Source organism: Marinilactibacillus sp. 15R, from assembly GCF_001895285.1.
Lineage (GTDB): Bacteria > Bacillota > Bacilli > Lactobacillales > Carnobacteriaceae_A > Marinilactibacillus > Marinilactibacillus piezotolerans.
This window is the reverse complement of the sequence record NZ_CP017761.1, coordinates 1,437,791-1,460,401: the sequence shown is the minus strand read 5'-3', so window position 1 is coordinate 1,460,401 and position 22,611 is coordinate 1,437,791. Positions and strand designations below refer to the sequence as shown.

The 22,611-nt window shown below is 35.5% G+C and carries 43 protein-coding genes and 1 pseudogene; 3 read left to right on the top strand and 41 right to left on the bottom strand.

Annotation, left to right across the window (positions count from 1 at the left end):
- Positions 1–9 precede the first annotated feature (9 nt).
- The 41 genes and pseudogenes from BKP56_RS07210 to BKP56_RS07020 all read right to left on the bottom strand — a co-directional run bounded on the left by BKP56_RS07210 (position 10) and on the right by BKP56_RS07020 (position 19,740).
- A complete protein-coding gene (locus tag BKP56_RS07210) occupies positions 10–963 on the bottom strand; it encodes a minor capsid protein (RefSeq protein WP_072694436.1) in 954 nt (317 codons plus the stop codon).
- Complete coding sequence (locus BKP56_RS07205) at positions 905–2,485, bottom strand: phage portal protein (protein WP_072694435.1); 1,581 nt, start codon at positions 2,483–2,485, stop codon at positions 905–907. Before BKP56_RS07205 ends, BKP56_RS07210 begins: the two co-directional genes overlap by 59 nt.
- A 12-nt stretch (positions 2,486–2,497) precedes the next feature.
- Positions 2,498–3,883, bottom strand: a complete 1,386-nt coding sequence (locus BKP56_RS07200) for a terminase (protein ID WP_072694434.1) — start codon at positions 3,881–3,883, stop codon at positions 2,498–2,500.
- Positions 3,876–4,316, bottom strand: a complete 441-nt coding sequence (locus BKP56_RS07195) for a transposase (protein WP_072694433.1) — start codon at positions 4,314–4,316, stop codon at positions 3,876–3,878. Before BKP56_RS07195 ends, BKP56_RS07200 begins: the two co-directional genes overlap by 8 nt.
- A gap of 126 nt (positions 4,317–4,442) precedes the next feature.
- A complete protein-coding gene (locus BKP56_RS13795) occupies positions 4,443–4,601 on the bottom strand; it encodes a hypothetical protein (RefSeq protein ID WP_156849234.1) in 159 nt (52 codons plus the stop codon).
- A 135-nt stretch (positions 4,602–4,736) separates the two neighbouring features.
- Positions 4,737–5,147, bottom strand: a complete 411-nt coding sequence (locus tag BKP56_RS07190) for a DUF722 domain-containing protein (protein ID WP_072694432.1) — start codon at positions 5,145–5,147, stop codon at positions 4,737–4,739.
- Between the two features lie 53 nt (positions 5,148–5,200).
- Complete coding sequence (locus tag BKP56_RS07185) at positions 5,201–5,659, bottom strand: hypothetical protein (protein WP_083540507.1); 459 nt, start codon at positions 5,657–5,659, stop codon at positions 5,201–5,203.
- Positions 5,660–5,941 (bottom strand): hypothetical protein, encoded by a 282-nt coding sequence (locus BKP56_RS07180; protein ID WP_232226856.1) that lies wholly within the window; start codon positions 5,939–5,941, stop codon positions 5,660–5,662. It lies immediately after the preceding gene.
- The gene (locus BKP56_RS07175; RefSeq protein WP_072694431.1) at positions 5,931–6,557 is read right to left on the bottom strand and encodes a helix-turn-helix domain-containing protein; all 627 of its coding nucleotides are present in this window, start codon (positions 6,555–6,557) and stop codon (positions 5,931–5,933) included. The genes BKP56_RS07180 and BKP56_RS07175 overlap by 11 nt, the downstream gene beginning before the upstream one ends.
- Before the next feature lies 1 nt (position 6,558).
- Positions 6,559–6,846, bottom strand: coding sequence for a hypothetical protein (locus BKP56_RS07170; protein WP_072694430.1), 288 nt, complete (start codon positions 6,844–6,846; stop codon positions 6,559–6,561).
- Positions 6,843–7,076, bottom strand: a complete 234-nt coding sequence (locus BKP56_RS07165) for a hypothetical protein (protein WP_156849233.1) — start codon at positions 7,074–7,076, stop codon at positions 6,843–6,845. The genes BKP56_RS07170 and BKP56_RS07165 overlap by 4 nt, the downstream gene beginning before the upstream one ends.
- A 45-nt stretch (positions 7,077–7,121) precedes the next feature.
- Positions 7,122–7,616: a Holliday junction resolvase RecU gene (locus tag BKP56_RS07160; protein ID WP_072694428.1), complete on the bottom strand. Its 495-nt coding sequence runs from the start codon at positions 7,614–7,616 to the stop codon at positions 7,122–7,124.
- A gap of 206 nt (positions 7,617–7,822) precedes the next feature.
- The gene (locus tag BKP56_RS07155; protein WP_072694427.1) at positions 7,823–8,311 is read right to left on the bottom strand and encodes a hypothetical protein; all 489 of its coding nucleotides are present in this window, start codon (positions 8,309–8,311) and stop codon (positions 7,823–7,825) included.
- Positions 8,312–8,314: 3 nt separating this feature from the next.
- On the bottom strand, positions 8,315–8,485 hold the full coding sequence (locus BKP56_RS13900) for a hypothetical protein (protein WP_198033932.1): 171 nt from the start codon (positions 8,483–8,485) through the stop codon (positions 8,315–8,317).
- A complete protein-coding gene (locus tag BKP56_RS07150) occupies positions 8,482–8,664 on the bottom strand; it encodes a hypothetical protein (RefSeq protein ID WP_072694426.1) in 183 nt (60 codons plus the stop codon). The genes BKP56_RS13900 and BKP56_RS07150 overlap by 4 nt, the downstream gene beginning before the upstream one ends.
- The gene (locus BKP56_RS07145; protein ID WP_072694425.1) at positions 8,661–8,912 is read right to left on the bottom strand and encodes a hypothetical protein; all 252 of its coding nucleotides are present in this window, start codon (positions 8,910–8,912) and stop codon (positions 8,661–8,663) included. Before BKP56_RS07145 ends, BKP56_RS07150 begins: the two co-directional genes overlap by 4 nt.
- A gap of 2 nt (positions 8,913–8,914) precedes the next feature.
- On the bottom strand, positions 8,915–9,139 hold the full coding sequence (locus tag BKP56_RS07140) for a hypothetical protein (protein WP_072694424.1): 225 nt from the start codon (positions 9,137–9,139) through the stop codon (positions 8,915–8,917).
- Positions 9,129–9,359 carry a hypothetical protein gene (locus tag BKP56_RS07135; protein ID WP_072694423.1) on the bottom strand — a complete coding sequence of 77 codons (231 nt, stop codon included), beginning with the start codon at positions 9,357–9,359 and terminating at the stop codon, positions 9,129–9,131. The genes BKP56_RS07140 and BKP56_RS07135 overlap by 11 nt, the downstream gene beginning before the upstream one ends.
- Positions 9,356–9,586: a hypothetical protein gene (locus BKP56_RS07130; protein WP_072694422.1), complete on the bottom strand. Its 231-nt coding sequence runs from the start codon at positions 9,584–9,586 to the stop codon at positions 9,356–9,358. The genes BKP56_RS07135 and BKP56_RS07130 overlap by 4 nt, the downstream gene beginning before the upstream one ends.
- Positions 9,583–9,792, bottom strand: coding sequence for a hypothetical protein (locus BKP56_RS07125; protein WP_072694421.1), 210 nt, complete (start codon positions 9,790–9,792; stop codon positions 9,583–9,585). The genes BKP56_RS07130 and BKP56_RS07125 overlap by 4 nt, the downstream gene beginning before the upstream one ends.
- On the bottom strand, positions 9,789–10,760 hold the full coding sequence (locus BKP56_RS07120; protein ID WP_083540506.1) for an HNH endonuclease: 972 nt from the start codon (positions 10,758–10,760) through the stop codon (positions 9,789–9,791). The genes BKP56_RS07125 and BKP56_RS07120 overlap by 4 nt, the downstream gene beginning before the upstream one ends.
- Positions 10,757–11,011 carry a hypothetical protein gene (locus BKP56_RS07115; RefSeq protein WP_072694420.1) on the bottom strand — a complete coding sequence of 85 codons (255 nt, stop codon included), beginning with the start codon at positions 11,009–11,011 and terminating at the stop codon, positions 10,757–10,759. Before BKP56_RS07115 ends, BKP56_RS07120 begins: the two co-directional genes overlap by 4 nt.
- Positions 11,008–11,211: a hypothetical protein gene (locus BKP56_RS07110; RefSeq protein WP_072694419.1), complete on the bottom strand. Its 204-nt coding sequence runs from the start codon at positions 11,209–11,211 to the stop codon at positions 11,008–11,010. The genes BKP56_RS07115 and BKP56_RS07110 overlap by 4 nt, the downstream gene beginning before the upstream one ends.
- 2 nt (positions 11,212–11,213) lie before the next feature.
- Entirely contained in the window at positions 11,214–11,435 is a 222-nt protein-coding gene (locus BKP56_RS07105) for a hypothetical protein (protein ID WP_072694418.1), read from the bottom strand.
- An 11-nt stretch (positions 11,436–11,446) separates the two neighbouring features.
- Positions 11,447–12,307: an ATP-binding protein gene (locus BKP56_RS07100; RefSeq protein ID WP_072694417.1), complete on the bottom strand. Its 861-nt coding sequence runs from the start codon at positions 12,305–12,307 to the stop codon at positions 11,447–11,449.
- Positions 12,279–13,019, bottom strand: coding sequence for a conserved phage C-terminal domain-containing protein (locus tag BKP56_RS07095; protein ID WP_072694416.1), 741 nt, complete (start codon positions 13,017–13,019; stop codon positions 12,279–12,281). The genes BKP56_RS07100 and BKP56_RS07095 overlap by 29 nt, the downstream gene beginning before the upstream one ends.
- A 3-nt stretch (positions 13,020–13,022) precedes the next feature.
- Positions 13,023–13,592 carry an NUMOD4 domain-containing protein gene (locus BKP56_RS07090; protein WP_072694415.1) on the bottom strand — a complete coding sequence of 190 codons (570 nt, stop codon included), beginning with the start codon at positions 13,590–13,592 and terminating at the stop codon, positions 13,023–13,025.
- 34 nt (positions 13,593–13,626) lie between these two features.
- Positions 13,627–14,067: a single-stranded DNA-binding protein gene (locus tag BKP56_RS07085; RefSeq protein WP_072694414.1), complete on the bottom strand. Its 441-nt coding sequence runs from the start codon at positions 14,065–14,067 to the stop codon at positions 13,627–13,629.
- Positions 14,060–14,743: a putative HNHc nuclease gene (locus tag BKP56_RS07080; RefSeq protein ID WP_072694413.1), complete on the bottom strand. Its 684-nt coding sequence runs from the start codon at positions 14,741–14,743 to the stop codon at positions 14,060–14,062. The genes BKP56_RS07085 and BKP56_RS07080 overlap by 8 nt, the downstream gene beginning before the upstream one ends.
- A gap of 476 nt (positions 14,744–15,219) precedes the next feature.
- Positions 15,220–15,678, bottom strand: a pseudogene (locus tag BKP56_RS14010) (Sak single strand annealing protein); the annotation flags it as partial.
- Between the two features lie 13 nt (positions 15,679–15,691).
- Positions 15,692–16,177, bottom strand: coding sequence for a siphovirus Gp157 family protein (locus BKP56_RS07070; protein ID WP_072694412.1), 486 nt, complete (start codon positions 16,175–16,177; stop codon positions 15,692–15,694).
- Between the two features lie 74 nt (positions 16,178–16,251).
- Positions 16,252–16,491 carry a hypothetical protein gene (locus BKP56_RS07065; protein WP_072694411.1) on the bottom strand — a complete coding sequence of 80 codons (240 nt, stop codon included), beginning with the start codon at positions 16,489–16,491 and terminating at the stop codon, positions 16,252–16,254.
- 11 nt (positions 16,492–16,502) lie between these two features.
- Positions 16,503–16,877, bottom strand: coding sequence for a hypothetical protein (locus BKP56_RS07060; RefSeq protein WP_072694410.1), 375 nt, complete (start codon positions 16,875–16,877; stop codon positions 16,503–16,505).
- Entirely contained in the window at positions 16,877–17,074 is a 198-nt protein-coding gene (locus BKP56_RS07055) for a hypothetical protein (protein ID WP_072694409.1), read from the bottom strand. Before BKP56_RS07055 ends, BKP56_RS07060 begins: the two co-directional genes overlap by 1 nt.
- Positions 17,071–17,310: a hypothetical protein gene (locus BKP56_RS07050; protein ID WP_156849232.1), complete on the bottom strand. Its 240-nt coding sequence runs from the start codon at positions 17,308–17,310 to the stop codon at positions 17,071–17,073. Before BKP56_RS07050 ends, BKP56_RS07055 begins: the two co-directional genes overlap by 4 nt.
- On the bottom strand, positions 17,285–17,506 hold the full coding sequence (locus BKP56_RS07045; RefSeq protein WP_072694407.1) for a hypothetical protein: 222 nt from the start codon (positions 17,504–17,506) through the stop codon (positions 17,285–17,287). Before BKP56_RS07045 ends, BKP56_RS07050 begins: the two co-directional genes overlap by 26 nt.
- The gene (locus BKP56_RS07040; protein WP_072694406.1) at positions 17,506–17,820 is read right to left on the bottom strand and encodes a hypothetical protein; all 315 of its coding nucleotides are present in this window, start codon (positions 17,818–17,820) and stop codon (positions 17,506–17,508) included. The genes BKP56_RS07045 and BKP56_RS07040 overlap by 1 nt, the downstream gene beginning before the upstream one ends.
- 2 nt (positions 17,821–17,822) lie before the next feature.
- Positions 17,823–18,038: a hypothetical protein gene (locus BKP56_RS07035; protein ID WP_072694405.1), complete on the bottom strand. Its 216-nt coding sequence runs from the start codon at positions 18,036–18,038 to the stop codon at positions 17,823–17,825.
- A gap of 3 nt (positions 18,039–18,041) precedes the next feature.
- A complete protein-coding gene (locus tag BKP56_RS07030; RefSeq protein WP_072694404.1) occupies positions 18,042–18,539 on the bottom strand; it encodes an ORF6C domain-containing protein in 498 nt (165 codons plus the stop codon).
- Positions 18,532–19,473, bottom strand: a complete 942-nt coding sequence (locus BKP56_RS07025) for a DUF3102 domain-containing protein (RefSeq protein WP_072694403.1) — start codon at positions 19,471–19,473, stop codon at positions 18,532–18,534. Before BKP56_RS07025 ends, BKP56_RS07030 begins: the two co-directional genes overlap by 8 nt.
- Before the next feature lie 12 nt (positions 19,474–19,485).
- Positions 19,486–19,740, bottom strand: coding sequence for a DUF739 family protein (locus BKP56_RS07020; RefSeq protein ID WP_072694402.1), 255 nt, complete (start codon positions 19,738–19,740; stop codon positions 19,486–19,488).
- A gap of 203 nt (positions 19,741–19,943) precedes the next feature.
- Here BKP56_RS07020 and BKP56_RS07015 point away from each other — a divergent pair, with 203 nt between their 5' ends.
- The 3 genes from BKP56_RS07015 (at position 19,944) to BKP56_RS07005 (ending at position 22,566) form a co-directional block, all read left to right on the top strand.
- Positions 19,944–20,627: a S24 family peptidase gene (locus BKP56_RS07015; protein ID WP_072694401.1), complete on the top strand. Its 684-nt coding sequence runs from the start codon at positions 19,944–19,946 to the stop codon at positions 20,625–20,627.
- Positions 20,628–20,657: 30 nt separating this feature from the next.
- Positions 20,658–21,305: a hypothetical protein gene (locus tag BKP56_RS07010; RefSeq protein ID WP_072694400.1), complete on the top strand. Its 648-nt coding sequence runs from the start codon at positions 20,658–20,660 to the stop codon at positions 21,303–21,305.
- A gap of 139 nt (positions 21,306–21,444) precedes the next feature.
- On the top strand, positions 21,445–22,566 hold the full coding sequence (locus BKP56_RS07005) for a tyrosine-type recombinase/integrase (RefSeq protein ID WP_072694399.1): 1,122 nt from the start codon (positions 21,445–21,447) through the stop codon (positions 22,564–22,566).
- Positions 22,567–22,611 lie beyond the last annotated feature (45 nt).

Below are 22,611 nucleotides of genomic sequence, written 5' to 3'. Positions count from 1 at the left end.
ACTCCTATTCTATAACCAGTGTTCTTCCGTCAGTTCTGATTCGTCAGGAACATAAGTTGATCTGCAATTATAATGAGCCGGTAACTTCGGTTCTTCTCCAATTAAATAACTTTCATCTGCTTCGTAATATCCCATACAGATTTTAGTTGTCCTACTATCTACATGCACATGAATTTTAATTCTCTTCAATCCGAATGTATCTTGATATCTTTTTAAAGTCGCATTATTTACAACATGTGATCCATCAGTTCTAACTAGTGTTTCAGCACTCGAACGAGATACATTGAAATCCTTTCGTATCTCTCTCGCCATATCTTGCACACTGGATCCACTCACGAACCCTTTTTTCAGCGTATTGAATAGCTTATCTGCTAAATTATCCGTGTTTCCCCATAAATCTTCTGAATAATTATATCCGTTCCACGGTCTACTGATTAACTCCTGTAAGGCCGGACGATTCAAAGTAGAAGTTGAGAAAGACGGGTCGACAGATTGCAAATAAGCATATTCAGCTACCATTGATAGATAGTCAGAAAATATGCTTTGCAAGCCGAGCGTGTTCATTCTTCCTATCTCATCCATAATATCTAATCGCAAAGCATCTAACCTAGTTGCCTTGCTAGCTTGATATTGCTCATTCAGTCGATCTAACAGCCTTTGCGCTTCGTCATCAGACATGTTTTCAACTTCTTCAAAATATTTTTTAGCGTTCTTTTGATAATCAGACAAATCTTCGCGTCTTAGTCTAATTTGGGCTTCTTCAAACGATATGTTGTTGTCTGTAGCATATTTCCCGTAAAACTCATATAGTTTCTTCTGAACGTTGGTTGAAGCTTCAGAATAAATATCTTGTAATTCTTTAAAAACATCTAAGTCCTGTTCATCAATCCAACGAATGATCTCGTCATTCCTGTCCTTCCAGTATTTCGCGTGCTTCATCTGTTTCGGTAATTTCTTCGGCATTGTTGTCCTCCGTTCTTACTGGAAGCCTTGGTTCGAATGTATCGGGTTCTTCATCAGCTAATCTTCTTTTTTCTTCTGAGGGTTTAACACCAGTCACTTTTTCTAGTAGCTTAAATGCTGTTTCATCCGAAATCATTGGATAAATTTCCTTAATCAATTTAACGATCTCGCTATCTGATTTTGGCAGGTTAGGAGTAAATGTTATTTTTAATTTAGCAATATCGAAATCGCTAAAAACTCCGCCGTTTTCTGTATCGATTTTAGGATAGATATTGGAAATTAATCTATACCGTTGCCGTAATCCTTTTTCAAACAACGCTTGAGTAGATACTCGTTCCTGATCCAAGCCGATTAATTTATACTTCATTGCTTCTCCGGAATTATTCCCGCTAAACTTTTCATCGTTCATATCTGGTGTTGAAGTAAACTCATGAATATTCTTTTCAAGGCGGCTCTTATACGCTTCGGTTCCAGCTACATCGTATTGTTTATATAGATACTTAGCGTCTACGTTCCCGCTTTCTTCGCCTTCAGCATTCTTAGGTGGGCTCAAATGCATAAAACGTGCTTTACGCATTGTTTTCATGTATTCAATTTGCTTTTCAGCTGTATCAACGTCATCTGGGAAAGTCATATCTCCAAACAAAGCAAGGATAGCATCGGCTAAATCGGCCATATAGTTCGCTGTATCAGATTGAGCTGCATCATATAAATCAAACAAACTTAATTCTGATTCATAATCTCCCATACCCGCATCGTTATTCTTATGTTCTGTAATTTGAGGAAACTCAAATCCATGAATCTGTTCAGCTTTGAAATCGTTGTCTGGATCATCTTCTAATTTGTGTATACCTTCTTTATCTCTAACAAGGTGATATACCTTATTAGCTGCATAAACATCAATGTATAGGTCATCTTGATTAAAAGGGTCCGGGCTATAGTAATAAATACCACAAATTTGTTCACTATCTAGATTGTTTTCATAAATCGCGAAAGTACATGTGGGATCTAACCGTTTAACTACTAATTTCTCATTTTTGTTAAAGTATTGAATCTCAAAAGCTCGTCCAGTTCTGGACATATCTAACACAAGTGATCGATTCAAATTGTAAAAATCATTTTCTTTTGCGATTTTATCTAATACTTGATCGACTTCGCTGTCTTCCTCTTCGTCCATGTATTCCACCTGAATAGGGATCCCAACAAGATAGCCTCGCTTGAAATTAGAAATGACCTTTCCAAAATTATGAACAGCTCTCACATCAGACATATCTTCTTCTTTACGTCTTTGTTCGCCTTCCAAAATAGTATGGTTCGCACCTTCTGCATAATCAATTAACTCTTGTATTCTTGGTGCTTGTTTTTCTTGATGGTGTTGAATAAATTTCTCTAACAACTCATAATTCTTTTTAAATAAACTATCTAAGCCAGGCGCTCTATAAATCATTCTTGATTCACTGTGAAAACGTCTGAGCAATTTGTTTACTAGACCTTGTGAATTCTTAAAATTTTCAACTGGCATTGTCTCAACTCCTTAATAGCCGAATCCTTTTCGTAGGACATCGTAATTATTTTGTTTCTGTTTGTTTTGCTCCCCTATTTTGAAACGAATCGGTATCCATCCATATTGACTTGCATTAATTGTATGGTCATTTTTATCTTCTGGCTTATCTTTGCTCCATGACCATGTTGTAATCTCGTGTATATGATTATTGCAATGATCAACAACTAGATAATTAGGCAATTTCCCATCCGAACTCATCCAACCTAGCGTTAAGTTGATCCGATCTATAATCTCTACTGATTTATCAGAATTTGCAAAGTTATAAGAAAGACTCTTTCTGCGTTTCATTTTTTTTAATTCCGTAATAGTTGCTTGGTCAGCATTATCAATATAGACCGTTCTAGAAAATCCCCATTTGCTTCTGCAAGACTCAAGAAACGTTAACAACCTCAAAGCGATATCACTGGGGGCGAAAGGTTCTTTTTGATCTTTATTATTATTTACTTGTTCCTCAAGTACGATCAACTCCCCTTTATCCGTCAACCCTTGAAAGATGAACGCAATCGTATCATATGAGTTTGAAGAATAGGATGTATCCACTCCACAACTAAATGCTACATATTTCTTTTTCTTAGCCATTTGAACAGTAATGACATTGCTTGCATACTCAAAGTTACTGAAGATCAAACCTTCTGAGCGCCCTCTCAATCCTTGAATCTTATTCTTATACAGTTTCGTTCCTTTTGGCACAGAACCTATGATTTTCTGTTTCTTTTGTTCCGTCAAACCAGCATTATGCGCAAAAGAAAAGAACCAATGCACCCAATTAGGCTTTGGTTCTTCTTTTAGATATTCATTTATTTCAGCAGGTGCATCCTTTTCAAATTCTGGAAGCGGTCTGCTGTGATTAATATATTCATGATAAATCGGTAATTCAGGGTCATCAGGGTTTAATGTAGCCATAACAAAATCAGCACGCATAAATACTTCTCTTACGTATTCCATATCAGCTATGTTTATTTCATCTATATATAAGCCGCCATATTGACCACCTAACGCCTTTTTCCAACGTGCTTTATTGTCATATCCTAGAATATATATAATCTTTTCACCGTTGTTCGTTTGGTATTTGATATGAGGTAATGCATGATCCTTGCCGCCGTTTGAATAGTAAGTTATCAATTCTCCAAAAACATCAACGATTCCTAATTCTGATTGTATGATATTTTTTTCTATTGTCCCTAAATCCAATCCGCTAATGATATGCAACTTTCTGTTTGATTCAGCAACGCGGAACAAAAATTTAATGACTCCTAATGTAGTTTTCCCAGCGAAAGTCGTTCCTTCTAGAAATTCTACATCAGCATAATACTTCAGGAATTTCTTATACTTAGGTGATAGAACTAATTCAGTCATCCGGCTCACTCAATTGTTCAAGTATTGAGCCAAGTTTGTCGTGTTTAACAGTGGCGTCAACTTCTGTTTTGTCTCGCCATTCAGCAGGCTTTCTATTCTTCAACCAGAAGATTGCTGAAGTTGGATTTGGAGATACTTGCTTAGTCACTATCTTGGTAACTCTCATTCCTACATCAGTAAGCTCCTTGGTCACTTCCTCGTATTCGTATCCAGTAGCGCTTTTGAACAAAGCGTTCTCGACTTGCCGGTCAACAACTTCTTTTCCTCTTTTTAAGGCGTCAGATATGTCAGAATGTTTCTTTTTCCAATCATACAAAGTAGGACGTTGAATTCCTATGTTATGAGCTATTTGTTCATCAGTGAGACCATCGCGAGCCCACCCTTCTATTTTTAACAATCCTTCTTCTGTTAGCCATTCAGTGTACTTTGCCATGATCTCACCTTCTTTCTATATATACTCAAAACAGCCTACAAACGTGGAAGGTCGCCTGCAGACTGTTTTCAATATATTAACTTAATTTAGAATATATCCTCGTAATTTCTCGCATTTATTTACAAATTAATCAGTATACTCGATTGCAATTTGGATTGTTCTATAATCGTAATCGGTATCATATCCCTCTTCAACTCTAATTCTTTCTATACCTTTTTCGCTTTCGCACAGTTCAGTTAAGCCTTTTACAGTTCCTTTTAGCAACTCTTTATTTCTTTCATCCATCATTCATTCTCCTTTGTAATTCGACCGCCAGCAATCGCCAACGGTCGCTATGTCTGGTTTGCTACTTTCTAAGGAGGTGCATGCGCTTGTACAAGTACTGCACATTAATAGTATACCACGTGCAAAACATGCATTTCATGCAATTTCCCATCCTAATCTATCTGCCAACTGATCTAACAACTGTTTCCTTACTCTTATACAATGATTCTCTGTATATCCAACTCTCAACGCTATAACATCCCACGATTGCGGCTTCTTGCTCATATACCGCATTTGCAATATGATTCTTTGTGATTCATCTATCTCTTTCAAAAACTTCTCTATGGTCGCATATCGGCGTTTCATGGTAATTAAATCCCCGTCCATTTCCCACTTTTCTACAAGTCTACCAACTGGATCGCTATTCCCGTTTGATGTCTGCACTGCTGTTGTATTCCCGTCCGGAACTTGCGCAAACTCTAACTCTAGCTTGCGATTGGTTATCTCTTTCTTAAGTAGCGCATGGTCTCGTAGTTTCTGCTCTAACTTGTCGTATATACCTTTCATTCGGTCACTCCTCTTTATGCCTTAACTCATACTCACGCAACTCTATGCGTTATTTATTTTTTTTCATACCATTTTTTAGCGTCTCTCGACAAAGAGCGTATCATACTTTCCATCAGCATAACTTTATCTCCCATAGAAACTTTTTTTCTTTTCGCTTTACGTTCACAAATTAATCCACTGTAATCACTAACTAAGAATGTTCCTACACCTTGCATGCATAATTTTCTATACTTTTCGGTATCTTCAATCTGTTTTAGCAATTCATGAGGCATTACCAAATAGTTGAAATCTCCAATAAAAGTTAATTTCGATTTGCTCATGAAATCTGATTTACTAACTTTAACCTCGTAGCATCTGAATTCATTTTTAGTATCAAACGTCATATAATCTACACGTTCATATGGGAATACATTTATGCCTATAGTCACCTCCATGCACCCAAAAACTCCCATTACAGAAGTGTGCTTAAATAAAGCTTTCTCCACTCTCTCTGTTTCGTTAGTTTTAGGCAACTATTCTTCCTCCTTACGCCTTACCTCATACTCTCTCAATCTCGTTAACGTCTCTATACACTTATCTAAATCCTCGATACGGTCAATCTTATCTCGTTTCATGTATCTTTCTGCTATAGACTCCATAGCCGCTCTAAACTCATTAAACGGTCTAGTTAGATACCAACTTTCGTATAAGTCGATTTCTCCTTTGTTGTAGTGTCTAGGTTTTATGGCGTCTTTTATACCTATTATATCTTCGCTCGTAGATTCGTCTGCTACGTACAATTGGCTATCGTGCATTCATAGTCACATCCTTGTAATCAATTTCTAATAGCTCGCAAGTCTTCTTCAATACCTTTTCATTCCAAACTGCTTTCCCATTTTCATAATCCGAATACCTACTTTGGGATGCGCCTATTATTCTTGCAAACTCTCCTTGTTTATATCCGAACTCTATTCTTTTCTTTTTCAAAAACTCGCAATTTACTTGTTTTACCCTCTTTGTTTCTCTTTTTATTTCTATAATTTCTAATTCTAAAGCGTCACAGATAGCGATAATTTTATTCTTACTCGCTCTTAATCTGCCTGTTTCATACTGCTGATAAACTGTCCTTGCCATTCCTGCTATCGTAGCGACTTCATGCTGCGTTAAATTCTTCGCTGCACGATTACTTTTAATAACATCCCAATCCACATCTTCATAATCGTAGAATTGCTGTTTTCTATTGATGATTTTCACAACTTTAGGCAGTTTTTTTGATTTATTTTCATTCGGTTCTTTCATAATAGCAAGTTTTCTTAGCTTCTTAATCCTCGGATCATTCTTATCAATATGATTTAAATCTAACTTGCCTGTATTCGGATTGACTTGTACGAGTGACATTTCATAATCATAAAATTCTCTGCTTAGTACCATGTCATTCTTCCACCTCTAATCCTATTTTTTCAGCTTCTGCTTTCGTTAGATCAACGTCCATAGTTGCACCAATCACTAACACGTTTCCACCTGATGACAAACTACTTATATTTCCATTTTCAAATGCCTCATGAAACACTTTTGCTGATTCTAAAACGATAGATAAAGCTTCAACTTTATTTTTGTAGAATTGTTCGAGTGTCGTTTTTTCTTTCTTATGTTTCATGTACATTGCTTTATAGTTTTCTAATTCACGTTCCATCAAATCAATCGCTTCTTGTGCGTTCATTCAATTATCTCCTTTACTTCCATATCCGTAAATTTAGCTAACATTTCAGCTTCTTCTTTGTTCTCAAATTTAATAATGAATTTATCCGCCGCTGTAGTTATAATCTTTACTTTATCTGCATGTTCGTAATGATAATCATATCCACAAAGATAGAATCCCGGTTCTAGTGGGTCATGTAGCACATACTTCTCTTTCATGATTACACCTATCCTTTTCTGGTTGATTTCCATCAATCAACTATATTTGTTTGATTCTCACAACTGCTTTCGCTTCTTCTAAATAAATTCCAAATATCCTTTTTCGGTAGATACATGATACTCATCTAAATCCTCTTGATTAACTGACTTCTTGCCAATGTTATTCTTCATGTCTATCCATTTATCCCAAGGCACAGCATAAAACCATTTTGATTTAAAACTAATCAGCACAAACACTTTTGCGCCCAGTTGCATGTGAACTTCCAAATCATGAGCTTGTACTTCGTTTATCCTATCAAATGATATTCTTGTGCCTTCTGTATGTTTTGCTTCAAATACGATTGATTTACCGCTTTTAAGAGTGCCTGTGAAATCTGGCTGTGCTTTCTTTGTAAATACTGACTTAAACTGCCCTCTACCCAAGTTAGTCAACACTTTCATAGGTTCTGGAGTCTTTTGTATATGCGCTTTACCCATTTTCGAGTAATAAGCGCAGGTGCGTTCAATCAGCATTTCGAATTGTTCTCCGTTGCGTTTTGCTTTGAGTCCGCCGTAATTATTAGTTTTCTGCATTTGGTGCTCCTTTCGTCGTTCGTAGGTATGATACGACTGTAATATCTATGAACTTTTCCTTTCATAACTACATGATTTGGTTCGAAATCTCCGTCTAAAACTATATAATCATCTTTAACTCTTTTTACAGTGACGATGCTGTCGTCCTGATGTTTTTTTAATTTATCTCCCACTTCAAACTTGCTCATTTCGCTTCCCCCTCCAACTTAACTAACAACTTTGAACTTGCTTAATCTATCTTGTTTGACTACCTTCTGAACTTCATGCCATTGCCAAGGATGTATTTCTTCAACGTAGTAATGTACGACTAAATCTGTCGATTCATAACCGAAACTTTTAACACCTGATATTTTGTAGCAAAACTGCTCTATGTTATCTAAATGCGTTACGTAATAATCGCCTACGCCTAATACCTCTTCTTCTCTTTTGTTAACTTTTTCTACGTTGTATTTAATTTTTATCGTTTCATTAATTTCATATTCAGATGTTTGTGGTTTAACGTTAACATTTTGTAAAATGGCTCTTACTTTTACATAAGGCGCACCCGATCTATAATCTGTATACAGCTTTATGTCAAAAAGATGAATGATGATATACTTTTCATTTTCATGTTCAACCATTTCTCCAATTTTTATATCTGCTTGGAAACCCAATCTGTTAAGAGTCCATATGCCAAGCAAACCTTCATTTATCAATGTTCATCCCTCCAACTTAACCAACACCCGACCATTCTTCACTCTATTCTGATAAGTCGGTGTGCCGTAAAAAAATATCGTCTTCGCTTTAACGCCTAGTTGTTTTGCGCATTCTTCGATCGTGCCTATGCAGAGCAGGTCTTCTTTCTTGTAGACTGCGTATTCAACTTTCATTCGCCTACTCCTCTCAAAATCTGCTCCACTTCTTTATTCATCCTATAAATAGCGCCTGTCGTTTTTACCATTGCTAATTCTGAACTGATTACCTCTAACTTGTGATGTTCGATAGCTTCTTCAATTTTCGTGATTGCTTTATTTTGTGCGTCATAGAACAGTTTGTCTTGACTACTCATTCGCCTGCTCCTTCCTCAACCAATTCTCTATTGATCATAAATGTACTTTCATAAAGGTTCTTATCAACTAACACAAATGCTTTAATACTTCTACCTTTGTAATAAACTGACATTTTATTTATCCACGGCGTATTCTTAACAGTAGCTATTTCATTCGGTTTCAATTTGACCAGCTGATTAAATATATTTCGCTCTTCGTCGTCCATATAGTAATTTTTCAGGAGATAGTAGATTGCCGATTCTTTCATCCTTATCTACTCCCTCTAAGCTGATTTACACTACTCATCTTTCTTCTGCCATGCTTGCTTCGCTCCAGTAAACTATCCGCTTCTTCCTCTGTCATATAGCCTAAATACTGCCCGACGTCGTGTTTTTCTTTCAGCGCTAGCAATCCAGTGGTATAGTTGTAATATACGACTATGCCGGGCAAATCCGGTCTGATTGTTGATCTGTAGTAGTGATACTTAAGCTTCATAGTCCAAATACTCCTCGCTTTTGTATTCTATATATAGTCCGTTAAAATATGCCTTCGCTATTCTATCCGACCCGAACATACGCCCGTACTTCTTCGCTTCTGCTTTCGTGTCGTAATCTCCAACATAGCAAATTCCGTTAAATAATCGCCATTTTCCATTTGCTTGCAATTCTCTGATATGCTCTGTTGTCGGTGTCGGTCCTATGATCGTTACTGTCATTCGTCTGTCACCTCATAAATAACGGAATATGCGTCCGTATCGATTGTGTGACTAAAGCCATTGACCTCAACGGTATATATTTGTTTTTCGCCGAAGTCTCCTAATTGAAGCTGAAATTTTATCTCTTTTGTCATTTCAGCAACGACTGGAAAATTTGTTTCGTAGCCTTCTAAAATATAGACCAGTTTTCCTGTGTTATCATTTACAACTGCTATTGGTTTGCTCATTTTGACACCTCTTCCGCTTCTCCGCCGAACTTATCAATGTGAATATCTGCCATTTCTTTAGATTCGAAAGGATAAGCCTCTACTTTATTTCTCGTTAATCGAATCAATCCGTTAGAACCGACATCCGCCATTGGTTCATATAGATAACTATTACCTAATTTAACTACCCACTTTGGTTCTTTCTCAATCGCTTCTTGTGCGCTCATTCTGACACCTCTTCCGCGACATGCTTCCAAGCTTTCATGTTTACGATTGAAGAAATAGTTTGCCTAGCAACTCCATATTTTTCCGCCAACTCCATTTGAATACACCCTTCCCTGTATTCTTTTCTGATACTCGCTATATCCTCTTCTTTCAACTTCGCTAAAGGTTTTTCACTTCCCTTTACTGATACTTGCAAGTCATTTTCCCACGCATGACGTTTGTTTTCTTTACTTGTCACCCACTCCAAATTGCTTACTTCGTTATTTTCTTTATTTCCGTCTATATGATTAATTTCTGGTTTGTTTTCTGGGTTTGGTATAAAAGCTTCAGCAACCACTCTGTGAAGCCTTTTAGTTATATTTCCTTCACTTTTGTTTATTATTGCGACATTAACATAACCACTATTAGTTACTACAGGTTTCAATATTTTGCTTTTATAAATTTTTCCATTGCCGGCTTTATGTTTAACGCTTCTGACTCTACCTAAATTAGAAACTTCGTTGTAAAAACCCGTTATAGGTTGCCATACTTCGATATCATCTTCAATCAAAAAGCCGTTTAACCATGCACGAGCGAACGATTCTTCATTAGTCGAAACCCATTCTACATATTCATTAATTTCCCCTTGTTTGTAATCGGTGTGAATATAATAAAACACTTGCTGTAAAGTATATCCCGCTTCTTTATTGTCAGTTATATAATCCGCCACAAACTGAGGAACGAATGGTTTTTCTGGCTTTAACAAAAATAACTGTTTTAAATCATCTGGATCAATATAATCAAAATCATACTCATCTTCATGACACAAATGCTCGTCTATCCATTCCTGTGACAACTCCTCTACATGTTCGTCTAATTGGTCGATTAGATCACACACATCATCTATTCCTACGACCTCCCAGTCTGAAATATACGCTTCGGCTTTATCTGAATCACTGATTATTTTCTGTTTTAATTCTTCTTTATTCATTCCGCACTCTCCTTTAATAGTTTTTCTAAATCATCTACATAGACAATTTCTGTTTCATCTGGTATCCCGTCATAGCTCACTGATTTAGCGTGATTCCTTATCCATTCTTGTGACAATTTTTCTGGTTCGTCCATCAACTCCACCACTTCAATTGCTTGAGACAGCTTCACAACTCGAGTATTTTCATCTCTGTATTCTTTTGCCTGAGCGCTTAGTCTATTCAATCTTTTTATTCCGTTTTCTTTATTCATTCCGCACTCTCCTTTTTTAACAAATAATCAATTAGCATTTCGGAAGTTTCTTGTTTGTAATCATCCAGCGTTCCTTCGGATTCAATCAACTGATCCAATATCCCCAAAGCGCTAGTTAAATTCTCTTCTTTCTCATCCTCGCTTATCGGATGTTCAATGGTATTTAGTATTAATTCTTTAATTTCTAGTAGTTTTTCCATCTTCATTCCTCCTTCAAAACACTTTTCCAAGCAACTTTCACTTTTTCCCATAATTCTGGAGTGAAATTCATAGCACCATTCTCAAATATAAAAGCAACATTACTTTCTGAATGCTCAGCAATATAAGTGTTTCCTTCTATACAAAAACGTTTCTCCGACTCAAAACTTTCTATACATTTCATACGTTCTTTTTTAACTTCTTTTGATTTGTATGGTTGATTCATTCTTTCTCCTCCTAAAATTCAATCCGATTCCGTTTGTCTTTCGTCTTCTCAAATTTGATCAATGTACTCATATCCGCTCCAGCAAGCACTCTCGAACGTGTTCGGTCATCATAGATACTTTCAATTTGATCCGCTGTTAAATTAGTCGTGATGATTGTTGGTTTTTGATTGATCCGATTCTCTAAAATGTTATTGAGCAAGTCGAAATTATCGCTTGCTGCTACTTTCTGATTATTTTTAGATCCAACTTCCGCACCTAAATCATCAATCACTAACAAGTAAGCTTCATTGCATAAATTGACCAGATTACCTTTAACATCTTCTGACTCTGCTCCGCTTCTATAACTCGCTCTAAGCTCGTTTAACAGTTTATAAGCAGATACATAGAGACACTTTTGTTTCGGGCTTATATGCTCATTTACAGCCGATAAAATGCTATTTGCTAAATGACTCTTACCTGTTCCAACTTTCCCAGACAAAATTGTATTAAATACTTCTCCATCTATATAACGTTTAGCAATGACTCTTGCCATTTCTTTATTCTTTTTCGTTTCTTCGTCTGTCGTTTCATAATTATCAAAAGAAGCAGTTAGAATTTTCCGATCATTCAGCAAGCTTTTCTTAATATAATTTTCTGGTCTATCCGCTTCTTTGCGCTTTTCTAAAGTTGAATAGTGTTGCTTGGTTAACTCATCTGCTAACTCACGCTCTCTCTGCTGCGTTAACTCCTTTGCACAGACAGGACAAATCGCCCTGTCAGCAAAGTTGATGAGTTTAACTTTATGTTTCTCGCATGTTTCGTCTGTTTCTTCAAACGTGATTTCCGGAAGTGTGTTTCCGATACTAGAAAAGGTTGTCATATTCTGATCCACCGCTGCCACCTCCGTTGTTAGGACCGTTGTTCAAATAACTCTCAAACTTAGTACCGAATAAGGTCTCTGGTCTCAGATACTTATCCATCTTGCTGTCATTCAGCCAATCTCTTACTTGATTGTTTATAGCTGCTTTAAAGTCTTCTAGCTTGAATCCTTCATTCCATCTAGCTTTAATCAACTGTTTCGTTTTAGGCGTAGTGTGTTTATACTTCCGGTCTGCTTTCTGGTTTAGATAAGAAATGATTTCTTGATAAGGGATAGACACACCGTCTGGCTTGCCGGACATAGTATCTTTCCTATCCTTACCTAACCTATCCTTACCTAACCTATCCTTACCTGTGTCAACCGTTGGTATACCAGATGTCATACCAAGTTCATATTGTCCGTTTTCATTCTGCTTTAATTGTTTCTTTTCTTTTGTGTAAACTGTACTGTTATATCGGTCAGACCTTATATAATTGTGTATTTTCCAGTCTTTTATGACTACTACGCCACTTTCAAAAGGTATGATAAATTCTTTAGCCATTAGCAATTTAAAATCATCATCACTAGCGCCTACCATTCTTTTAATCGTCTTGGCGTTCCCAATAAATCCATCATCATCAGCGCTCATATTCAAATGAAAATATAAACATTGAGTAGACATTGGCATATCAAGGAAAATATCTGTTTCTGTTATGTTTTTACTGAACATTCTTCTATTTGCCATAAGTTAAAACTCCTTGTGTGTAAAAATCATATAATCTTCAGTTACGGCAGTTCCTTTTTTTAACAAATTACTAATGTAACCGTGACTTTTATTCAGGAATTTACTAGCTTCTGCTTTACTCCTAAAATAATGCATATTCTTTTCTTTAAAATTGTATAGAATTATAGGGTTTGCAGTTTTTATTAACCTGTTTTCAAAAGCGTGATTTTGATTTTCTGAATAAGTTACCCATTCTAAATTTTCAAGTCTGTTGTCTCGGAAATTTCCATTTTTATGATTTACACAAGGTTTATTTTCAGGGTTAGAAAGAAATGTTAAAGCTATTAATCTGTGTCCTAGAAACGTTTTTGGTTTCCCGTTTTTCCATAGATCATATCTTTTATCTCCTCTCCCTACAGGACCTTTAGGATTTTTTTCTTTTAATATTCTTGATTTCCAAATTCTCTTTTGTGGTTTTCCGCTTATGATTCTATAAGTTATTTTGTCTTCTTTCGTTCTTATCCTTCCTAAAGAACTTGCTTGATACAAATTTTCATATCCCGGAATATCTTTCCAAATTTCTGTTATATTCATATTTTTCCTTTCCCCCTAGGTATCTCACTAGGGTCTAATCAAAAGGGAGGTCATCATCATCAATCGTAATCGGATCATCATTCTTCTCGAACGGATCATGATCAAAATCAGGTGACTTTTTGTTGTTCTGGTTGTTCTCTGAATGCTGATTGCTGTTCTTACTTTCAAGAAATTGAACACTTTCGCAAACAACTTCTGTTACATAAACCTTTTTACCGTCATTGTTTGTATAGTTACGTGTTTGAATACGTCCAACCACTCCAAATAATGAACCTTTTCTCAAGTTGTTAGCGATAAGCTCAGCTGTTTTTCTCCATGCTACACAGTTTACAAAGTCTGTTTCTCGCTCTCCTTGTGCGTTTTTAAATGTTCTGTCTACAGCTAGATTGAAAGAAATTACCGCTGTTCCTGATCCTGTATACTTCAATTCTGGTTCAGCTGTTAAGCGACCTGTTAATACGACGTTGTTAATCATTTTCATTCTCCTTTTTGCTTATGACTCCTAATTCAATTAGGTCTGATTTTGATAGCTTGATAGGTTTGACATGATATTTCTCGCAAAACTCTTCTAACCCCATTGTGTGCGCTTCTTGATGCGCTTCTCTTGATAGCCGCATATACTTAGATTTCAAATGATCAAACTTATTACGGTTATTTCCCATAGAAACCAAATTGACTGCGTGGTGTAAGTCCGCTCCTGGTTTTCCTGTTACCCAACATATTTTTTTCATTGTCAGTGCATACAGCATTTTGCTGGTATCAGTCGTTAAATAAAATTGTTGTTTCCTAAAGGGGATATCTTCTTTTATGCAAAATAGAATCGTAAATTCAATCAAGTGGCTAGCTGTTGTCTTTTTCATTTGATTGGTGGCTAGCGAAGGATATTCAGGCAATCCTTCTTGTTTCATAAATAAAAATTTTATCCAACTGACAACCACTTCTTGCGGGTATCCCGTTTTATCTTCTATATCTCCACACAGAGCGTAAAAGTGCTTCCTCTGCAAGTCTGTAATACTGTCTTTCTCGAACACATCCACATAAACGTAATATCTGCCGTCTACAGCTTGTTTCTTTACTTCTTTGATATCTAATTCATCAAAGAGTTTAACGGTCAGCACGTCGCCTTTTTGCCCGATTATTTCGCCTCTCATATACTCACTTCTTTTTATTTGTCATCGAATAGAGATTCTTTGTTTTTAGCTTGCACTTTAGACATAGCTGCTTGAACAACTTTAGTCGCATGAATCAAATTCTCTTTAGTAATATCTTCGAATTTCTCAGCTTTAGCTTGACCTAATCCCCAGTTTTGAACCTTTTCAATTCCTTTGTTATCTGCATTTCCTGTAATCGTTGCGTATTCAATGAGTTTGTTTTTATACTCTTCTATTTCATCTTCTGTGGCTTTTACAACAGGTTTTGTTTTTTTGGTATCATCTTTTGTTTTTAAAAGTTTAATGGCTTCTTTAATCTCTTTGTCTGTTTTCTCATTTTTATCAAGCCAATTGATATAACTCATATCATTTTCAAATAACTCTCCAAGGCTCATGCCTTTATTTTTGCCGAATCCTAAAACAATTTTTGCAGCTGTTTCTTTAGTCAATGGCGGTTTTACAAAGTTTCCTTCTTCATTTTCTGGTATATCTTCGCCTGCATAGATGTATAAACCCAAGCCGTGCATAGCTAAGTTTTTGACTAGACAACGCATGATCGTTTTATTGATATCAAACATAGTCGCTGCTTCAACTCTTTTATCTATATAGTCCCCAGTCCATTTTCTATCTTTATAATCTTTCACTTTGTAAGTGTAGGGCTCATGCTTCATGGCTTTATTAGCGCCGTCCATAACAGGTAGCCACATCTCATGCGTGCTATCTTCAATCGTGACAGTAGTAAACACCATGTAGCCTGTGAGTTCGTCATAAACGTATGGCTTATCATTATCAAACTTCTTAATCGTGTAGCTTGCGTTTGGATATCTCTTTTTGATTTCCGCCCATGCGTATGCCCAAGAAAGATAAGTTAAGCCATTCTTCTTTTCTGTTCTTCCGTTAACGTCCAATTGGTACAGTTCTTCAAAATAAGTCATTGCCTTTCACTCCTTATCTGATTCTTAATGATTCAGTCTGCTTAATTTCTACACCTTCAAGCTCTTCTTCCGTCTCTTTCAAATGCTTGAGTAATGCTTTTTTATCCAACTTAGGCGCTTGCTCTTCGTAGAATCTGCTAGGAATGTTATCTTCTTTGAGAACCGATAAACTAGGCGCATTCTTTTGAATATTAAAGCTGAATAGGTCTGTTTTAAATTTCTTCTTATCGGTCAGCAGCATGCTGTCTTGGAGAGATTCTTTCATGCGTTTAGCGTTGTTCGTGATTGCTTTCTTGCGTTCTGTCAGTCGCTTGATTTCTTTGTCTAAACCGTCTGAAGTGTTGTCTAGTTCTTTGATGACTTTTGCATAACCGTCTGCTTTCACTTCGATATCATCATCTATTCCTGCAAGTGCTTCTTCTAATTGTTCAGCATCTAGCATTTCAGCTACTTCCAATATATTTCTGTAGCGGTCTGTTAATTCATATAATGTAGACATTTGCACATTTCCCCTTTTCGTTATATAATTCAGTTATCCATTTATCTTTGACGTCTCTTCCAAGGCGTCTTTTTTTATGCCTTCTCGACAAAAGTGACATCCATTTCCGAAAAATCTTTCTCGACTATTCTATAAGGAACCTCTCCATTTTTTATTTGGTACTTTGCGTTTTCTATTGCATCATCTGTATCTGTAGCTGTAATCGTGGCTTGTACCTGCATTGGCACCCATGCACAAATGGTATAGTCATATTCAACAGGTTCTTCTTGGTCTGGATGTGGCATTGAGTTGTCTATGATTCTGTTATCTTTCATTGATATTACTCCTATCCCAAATAGTATTTTTTATAAGTTACCGTTTCCGTGGTGTAGTCCAATCGGTCATAATTAATATTTTTATCTTTCAAAATCTGAACCAATTGTCTTTTAATCTTGTACAAATCTATAAGCGAAAATGAATCGCATTCTCCTCCGATCCAACACTCCATAGTTATTTCTCCATTACCTTTGCATCTGCTACTCCAACCTTCCGGATATATTTTCACTCGAAATGTATCAACATGACCGGAATAACCAGCAAACACATCTGTGTCACAACTATTTGTAATTAATGCAGCGATAGCTGTTATTTCTCCAGCTAATTTTGCACGTTGTAACGTTATGTCTTTATGCATTGAGTCTTGTCTGTTTACTTTTTCCATTACATAGCACCCGCTTCCTGATAACTTTCCATTACTCCCACCAACCACCATCTAAACTTGATCTTCTCTTCATCCGTAAACTCATAATCCTTTTCGATTTCTTCTCTCGCTGCTTTCCAAGTCATGCCGTTATAAATCATTCGGTGCCATTCAGATTTAGCACATTCCATTAAGACTTTTCTATTTCCTTCGCTCAATCTGCCCACTCCTTCCAAGTCATTGTTAGATAGATAAACGGTAACGACATAATTGGTAACTCTGCGCCTAGACTGACACGGTCAATGCCTAACATAGCGTTCCGCTCAATTCGATATTGGTATATCCAAATACTTACAAGCAAACACACAAGCAATATGATCAAAAACCAGATATGATCTGTTGCCCATTTCTCTATTTTTTTCATGTCATCACCACATTTCGTTTTCGTCAGCATCCACAATCAGCTGTCTTTCTCGCTCGAACTTTTCAACGGTAAATCTGATTAACGCTGCTGTATAGGATTCTTTTTCATTTACGGATAAGTCGTATTTGTCTAGGATATCTACGCTTAATTTAATCGCTGGTAACAGTCCGCCGTGCTTATATTTAAGATATTCCTGTTCCATTTCGTTGATTATATTTTGATCCATCATTCCGCTCCTTCTTGTGATTGGTAAACTTGTCTCAATCGTGGTAATTCCTCTTTGAAACTGATACTGCGTGTGCCCGCTTCGAGTAAGTCTTTATTTTCAAAGTAAAATGCAAACGCCATAATGTCGTAGAGTGTGTACATACCTTCATTGTCAATAAAAGGTTTGTGCGGATAGAATGCTTTAGGATGTTTACCTGCATACTCTCTAAAGCTTTTTAAAAATCTAGTCGGATCTTTATATCCGAATATCCGTGCAATATCTTTGCGTGTGGCATACTGCTGCGTTTTCGTTACTGCTTGTATGAGTTGCATGATTACCGTCCTTTCTTTAGTTTTTCTATCTCTTTATTTTGATTCCCGATTATCTTAGCTAGTCTTTGCTGTGAAATCGTCAGATCATATACTTGTTTAGCTAACTCGTTGCTTAGACCAGCCAATTCATTAATTGTTTCTTCCATTACATCTTCACGTGATTTATTCGGATCTTTATTTTTAAATCTGTCTTTTATGTTGACTATTTTTGGACCCAAATTTTATGCCTCCAATAATTCTTTTTGAACTGCTGTCATACGAATCTCTCTAGGTTTAAATTGACTGAGTGTAATTGAATCTAAATAGTTAATAGCGGTTTGAAATTCGATTCTTTTAATCGAGGTGTAACGTGGAACTTCGAATCTATTTTTTAAATAACGATAAATTACTTGAATAATTTGCCCGTATTTTTTAGCGAATAAGTCGTGATTTTGTTTATCAAGATTCTCTTTATCAAAATATTCAAGAGTCATCTTTTTTGCTTTAACACCAATGATTGATTTAATGGTTTGTTGTTCTTCATAATTAACCGTTATACTATCTCTAATTTCTTGAACATCTTGTTTTATTTCGCTTTTGATATCTACGATCTCGTTCTTAGTTTCTGAGATAACTTCAATAACTTTTTGCAATGCTTTACTTTGATCGTCTTGTCTTTGCAAAGTAAATTTCAACGCTTCTAGTTCATTGTTTTTTCGAGGCAGTTTTGTCTTATTCATTAATAATCTCTCCTTCTATAATCGTTTGATCTTCTATTTGTCTTTTTAAATCATTTAAAAACCGTTCTGTTCGTTCAATCAGAAATCCTAATTCTCTTTTTGCCAATCCATCTTGTTTTGTTACTTCTGAAATATCTTGATAAAGAATCGAACTAGCTTTACTTAGAAACTCGTTTGAATTTCTTAATAACTCATTTAAATTGTGGTAATTACTGATTAGCTTCTGTTTTCCATTCAATTTGTTTTCAGCATTTGTTATAGCTTTTGATAGTTCGTCATATTTGTTAGATTTCTCGTCTACTTCTTTTCGTTCTTTTATCCATTGATCTAGTTGTTCTTTAATCTTTTGATTATCTGATTGAGCTTCTTTTAACGCTTGACTTAATTGTTCGTTGTCAGATTTCAACCCGTCATAATCATGTGGTTTAACTTCTTTGACCACTTCTTTTTCAATTACTTTCGGAGGCTGACTAGCTTTAAATTCTAAGTCCTCATTTTGTTGTTTAAGCGTTTGGATTCTTTTTTCTTTAAGTGAAATCTGCGTTTCTTTTTGCTTTAATTCTTTTTTCAGTTCTTGTAATTCTCTTACAGTCATTTCATCAGGTGCTTTACTTTCTCCTTTAGAAGTGATGTGTTCTTTTTCTCTTTCTTCTTCTGGAATAGTGGATATAAGGTATAATGCTGTATTGCCTAAATTGGGCAACGCTGCACTATTTGAAAACTCAGCCGCCACTCTCATAGACCTTTTAGCGAAAGTATGTTCAATACCGATCGATTCAATCCATTTCATAAATTCTCCATGGACCAAATCATTTTCTTTAACATGATTCAGCCGCCTTCCGATTTCCCATATAGATTGCCCAGCGATTTGTTTATGATGATTAATTTCAAGTTCGATCTGTTTTAAATCACTTGATAAAGACAGTTCGTTCATTCATCTCCCTCCTTATACTTTTTCTTTCTGTACGGTTTTCCGAACTTTTACTTCAAAAAAATATTTTGCTATCTCGTTATCTGGAATTTCTAATACTTTAGCTAATTCTAAAATATCTTTCTGACCAAAAGATACTCTGTTATTCAATTTCATGCTTAATGAAGTTTTGCTAAAACTCAATTGGTCGGAAACGTTTTGTTGAGAATCGAACTTTTCTTTAATTCTGCCTTCTAACTTAGAATAATCAAAAGTTATATTATCTTTCATAAAACATCCTCCTTTCTTAATTCGGATAACCGAACTTGATTACAAAATCATCTTATCACTAGCAAATTAGCAAGTCAAGCGATTATTTCGGTTTTCTGAACTTTTTTTAAAATATACTTATAATTAATTTAAATATCTTGTTTTTATTCCTTGTTTTTTTATATAGAATAATGTATATTTAATTTAGAAAGGAGTTCGGTTTTATGAACAGTTTTTCAAATAGATTAAAAATAGCATTAAATGAAAATAATATTAAACCAATTGATTTATCTAAGAAAACAGGGATTGGAAAGTCTTCTATTAGTGATTGGTTGTCTGGAAGATATGAAGCTAAACAAGATAAAGTATTCATATTAGCTGAGGCTCTTAATGTAGATGAAGCTTGGTTGATGGGACTTGATGTTCCTATGAGAAAAAAAGATAATATTATAGATTTATACAATCAATTAGAAGTTCCAAGACAGAAAAAAGTATACAACTATGCAGAAGCTCAATTGGAAGAACAAAATAAAGTTGTTGAGTTACCAAATAGAAAAGCACCTCTATTAGGAGACGTTGCAGCTAATCCAACAGAATTGACTTATGGCGACCCAGTATATGATGAGGAAGTCACTAGCAATGTTCCTAGCGGTGCAGATGGTGCTTTGACAATTCAAGGAGATTCAATGGAAGATTTATTTAAAAATGGAGATATTTGCTTTTTCCATAGACAACCAGATGTTGAGAACGGCGAAATTGCTATCGTGGAAATTGATGGTACTGGCGTTACATGTAAGAAGGTTATTAAAGAGAATGGCTCTGTTATCCTTAGATCGTTAAACGATAAGTATAAAGATAGAAAAATCGAAAAAGAGAGTGTACGGATTATCGGTAAAGTGTTAGTATAAAAATAATACTAAAAACTTAGGAGTGATACTGTGGACGATATATTTTTAGCGATTCTTTTAGTTGCTTTGATCTATTCAATTTATAGTTTTATAAAGAGTAAAAATAAAAAGAACGGACTAATATCAGCTGTTATAGCCGTGGTTGCTTTCGCTGCTTTCGGTGTAACTTACGATAGCACAGAAGAAGAAGCAAGCGAGAATACGGAAGCTTCAGAAGAAAAACCAGTTGAAAAAGATGTTAAAGAGGAAATAGTGGAAGAACCAAAAGAAGACGTTGTTGAAGAGGAAAAGATTATAGAGAATGATGATACAAACGATGATGATTTAAGTAAAATAAATGAAGAGATTGCTATTTCTCTTGAACAAAACCAAGGTTGGGCTTTAGGAACTATAGATAGTGATGGAAACGAAATAGAAAATGGCGAACCTAATAATGAATATGGACCATGGTTATATGTTCAATCTATTACTTATACTGGTGACGATGTTGAAGTACAAGTAACTGCTGACTTTAAAACTTTAACTAAATCGGAAAAAGATATGATCGCTTCAAGCAGTCAAGGAATCGTTCAATCTTATGCTAACGTCGATAATCGACCTAGAATCTACGTATATAATGGAGAAATTCCTCTAGGCGGATCTAAGATGTTATCTGAAAACGAATATAAATGGGAATAAAAAAGACACACCGCATCATAGAGTTGGCGCTCTAGCGGTGTGTTCCAGAAAGTAGAATACGCACTGAACACAGCTAATTAAATCTGTGGTCTTTTGCGTACCTATAAGAGTATTTTATCATAATAAAGGAGAATTATCTATGTGGATTGAGCAATTACCGAATGGTAAATATAAATATGTAGAACGTTATGAAGACCCTTTGACGGGAAAAGTAAAAAAAGTGTCGCTTACGCATATTAAAAAGAATAATCGTGTGGAAAAAGAAATGTTTATGAAGCTCCAGGATAAGATTGAAAAAAAGTTAGACTTAAAAGATGTAGATAGCAAAATAACGCTAAGAGAGCTTTCTGATAAGTGGTTAAAAGTTTATAGCGAGAATGCAAAATTGTCCTCTGTGTCCCGTACTAAAGGAAGTCTTAACACGCTTAATGAAGTACTCGGGGATGTACAAGTAAGCAAAATAAAAGCAAGCCATATTAATAATTACTTTTTAAATAAAATGAACGCAAGGGAACTTGTTTATAGTAGCGCCAGTCAATTAAAATCAAACGTCTCACGAGTTTTAAAGCACGGACAAACTTATCATGGGTTATACACTGAAAACATCATCAAAGCCATAGAAATCCCTAAAATCAATATTACAGAAAAGGATGAGTATAATTATTTAGAACGGAATGAGTTGAATAAGATAGTTGAAACATTTACTCAATCGAATGACCTAGAATTAAAGCGCATGGTCGTATTTCAAGCTTCTACAGGAATGAGATACGGAGAAATGGCTTCTCTGGACTACAAGACGGATATTGACTTCTCAGATCAATCTATTTCGATTAATAAGACTTATGACTTTAGAAATAAAATCTTTACCAGTCCTAAATCTGGGGATGATCGGATAATTTATTTTAATAAAGATATTGCTAAGCTTTTGAGAGAACAGATTTATTATACTCAACTACTAACTATGAGCAGAGGATTACCCAAAGAAAACACACAACTTTTTAAGACTCCATTCGGTAATGTGATCCAACACAGAAAAGTAAATAGCAAACTCAAAAAGGTGGAATTAGACAAACGAGTGAGGACTCATACGCTGCGGCATACTTTTGTTAGTTTGGCAGTAGAAAAAGGCATCAGCAAAGATTTGATCGCTAAACAAGTAGGACATTCAGACACTAAAATGATCGAGGTAATTTACAGCCATTTTACAAAAGGCATGCAAAAACAACAAAAAGAGGCAATGCTAGATTTCAAAATCATCTAACTTTTGCCCCCTTTTTTGCCCCTTACGCTATTTTATCATCCTGTA

What these genes read in the sequence shown, in the direction of transcription:
- BKP56_RS07210 (WP_072694436.1), bottom strand. Translation starts at nt 963, where the DNA reads ATGCCGAAGAAATTACCGAAACAGATGAAGCACGCGAAATACTGGAAG.
- BKP56_RS07205 (WP_072694435.1), bottom strand. Translation starts at nt 2,485, where the DNA reads ATGCCAGTTGAAAATTTTAAGAATTCACAAGGTCTAGTAAACAAATTG.
- BKP56_RS07200 (WP_072694434.1), bottom strand. Translation starts at nt 3,883, where the DNA reads ATGACTGAATTAGTTCTATCACCTAAGTATAAGAAATTCCTGAAGTAT.
- BKP56_RS07195 (WP_072694433.1), bottom strand. Translation starts at nt 4,316, where the DNA reads ATGGCAAAGTACACTGAATGGCTAACAGAAGAAGGATTGTTAAAAATA.
- BKP56_RS13795 (WP_156849234.1), bottom strand. Translation starts at nt 4,601, where the DNA reads ATGGATGAAAGAAATAAAGAGTTGCTAAAAGGAACTGTAAAAGGCTTA.
- BKP56_RS07190 (WP_072694432.1), bottom strand. Translation starts at nt 5,147, where the DNA reads ATGAAAGGTATATACGACAAGTTAGAGCAGAAACTACGAGACCATGCG.
- BKP56_RS07180 (WP_232226856.1), bottom strand. Translation starts at nt 5,941, where the DNA reads ATGCACGATAGCCAATTGTACGTAGCAGACGAATCTACGAGCGAAGAT.
- BKP56_RS07175 (WP_072694431.1), bottom strand. Translation starts at nt 6,557, where the DNA reads ATGGTACTAAGCAGAGAATTTTATGATTATGAAATGTCACTCGTACAA.
- BKP56_RS07170 (WP_072694430.1), bottom strand. Translation starts at nt 6,846, where the DNA reads ATGAACGCACAAGAAGCGATTGATTTGATGGAACGTGAATTAGAAAAC.
- BKP56_RS07165 (WP_156849233.1), bottom strand. Translation starts at nt 7,076, where the DNA reads ATGGAAATCAACCAGAAAAGGATAGGTGTAATCATGAAAGAGAAGTAT.
- BKP56_RS07160 (WP_072694428.1), bottom strand. Translation starts at nt 7,616, where the DNA reads ATGCAGAAAACTAATAATTACGGCGGACTCAAAGCAAAACGCAACGGA.
- BKP56_RS13900 (WP_198033932.1), bottom strand. Translation starts at nt 8,485, where the DNA reads ATGAAAGTTGAATACGCAGTCTACAAGAAAGAAGACCTGCTCTGCATA.
- BKP56_RS07150 (WP_072694426.1), bottom strand. Translation starts at nt 8,664, where the DNA reads ATGAGTAGTCAAGACAAACTGTTCTATGACGCACAAAATAAAGCAATC.
- BKP56_RS07145 (WP_072694425.1), bottom strand. Translation starts at nt 8,912, where the DNA reads ATGAAAGAATCGGCAATCTACTATCTCCTGAAAAATTACTATATGGAC.
- BKP56_RS07140 (WP_072694424.1), bottom strand. Translation starts at nt 9,139, where the DNA reads ATGAAGCTTAAGTATCACTACTACAGATCAACAATCAGACCGGATTTG.
- BKP56_RS07135 (WP_072694423.1), bottom strand. Translation starts at nt 9,359, where the DNA reads ATGACAGTAACGATCATAGGACCGACACCGACAACAGAGCATATCAGA.
- BKP56_RS07130 (WP_072694422.1), bottom strand. Translation starts at nt 9,586, where the DNA reads ATGAGCAAACCAATAGCAGTTGTAAATGATAACACAGGAAAACTGGTC.
- BKP56_RS07125 (WP_072694421.1), bottom strand. Translation starts at nt 9,792, where the DNA reads ATGAGCGCACAAGAAGCGATTGAGAAAGAACCAAAGTGGGTAGTTAAA.
- BKP56_RS07120 (WP_083540506.1), bottom strand. Translation starts at nt 10,760, where the DNA reads ATGAATAAAGAAGAATTAAAACAGAAAATAATCAGTGATTCAGATAAA.
- BKP56_RS07115 (WP_072694420.1), bottom strand. Translation starts at nt 11,011, where the DNA reads ATGAATAAAGAAAACGGAATAAAAAGATTGAATAGACTAAGCGCTCAG.
- BKP56_RS07110 (WP_072694419.1), bottom strand. Translation starts at nt 11,211, where the DNA reads ATGGAAAAACTACTAGAAATTAAAGAATTAATACTAAATACCATTGAA.
- BKP56_RS07105 (WP_072694418.1), bottom strand. Translation starts at nt 11,435, where the DNA reads ATGAATCAACCATACAAATCAAAAGAAGTTAAAAAAGAACGTATGAAA.
- BKP56_RS07095 (WP_072694416.1), bottom strand. Translation starts at nt 13,019, where the DNA reads ATGGCAAATAGAAGAATGTTCAGTAAAAACATAACAGAAACAGATATT.
- BKP56_RS07090 (WP_072694415.1), bottom strand. Translation starts at nt 13,592, where the DNA reads ATGAATATAACAGAAATTTGGAAAGATATTCCGGGATATGAAAATTTG.
- BKP56_RS07085 (WP_072694414.1), bottom strand. Translation starts at nt 14,067, where the DNA reads ATGATTAACAACGTCGTATTAACAGGTCGCTTAACAGCTGAACCAGAA.
- BKP56_RS07080 (WP_072694413.1), bottom strand. Translation starts at nt 14,743, where the DNA reads ATGAGAGGCGAAATAATCGGGCAAAAAGGCGACGTGCTGACCGTTAAA.
- BKP56_RS07070 (WP_072694412.1), bottom strand. Translation starts at nt 16,177, where the DNA reads ATGTCTACATTATATGAATTAACAGACCGCTACAGAAATATATTGGAA.
- BKP56_RS07065 (WP_072694411.1), bottom strand. Translation starts at nt 16,491, where the DNA reads ATGAAAGATAACAGAATCATAGACAACTCAATGCCACATCCAGACCAA.
- BKP56_RS07060 (WP_072694410.1), bottom strand. Translation starts at nt 16,877, where the DNA reads ATGGAAAAAGTAAACAGACAAGACTCAATGCATAAAGACATAACGTTA.
- BKP56_RS07050 (WP_156849232.1), bottom strand. Translation starts at nt 17,310, where the DNA reads ATGCTGACGAAAACGAAATGTGGTGATGACATGAAAAAAATAGAGAAA.
- BKP56_RS07045 (WP_072694407.1), bottom strand. Translation starts at nt 17,506, where the DNA reads ATGGATCAAAATATAATCAACGAAATGGAACAGGAATATCTTAAATAT.
- BKP56_RS07040 (WP_072694406.1), bottom strand. Translation starts at nt 17,820, where the DNA reads ATGCAACTCATACAAGCAGTAACGAAAACGCAGCAGTATGCCACACGC.
- BKP56_RS07030 (WP_072694404.1), bottom strand. Translation starts at nt 18,539, where the DNA reads ATGAATAAGACAAAACTGCCTCGAAAAAACAATGAACTAGAAGCGTTG.
- BKP56_RS07025 (WP_072694403.1), bottom strand. Translation starts at nt 19,473, where the DNA reads ATGAACGAACTGTCTTTATCAAGTGATTTAAAACAGATCGAACTTGAA.
- BKP56_RS07020 (WP_072694402.1), bottom strand. Translation starts at nt 19,740, where the DNA reads ATGAAAGATAATATAACTTTTGATTATTCTAAGTTAGAAGGCAGAATT.
- BKP56_RS07015 (WP_072694401.1), top strand. Translation starts at nt 19,944, where the DNA reads ATGAACAGTTTTTCAAATAGATTAAAAATAGCATTAAATGAAAATAAT.
- BKP56_RS07005 (WP_072694399.1), top strand. Translation starts at nt 21,445, where the DNA reads ATGTGGATTGAGCAATTACCGAATGGTAAATATAAATATGTAGAACGT.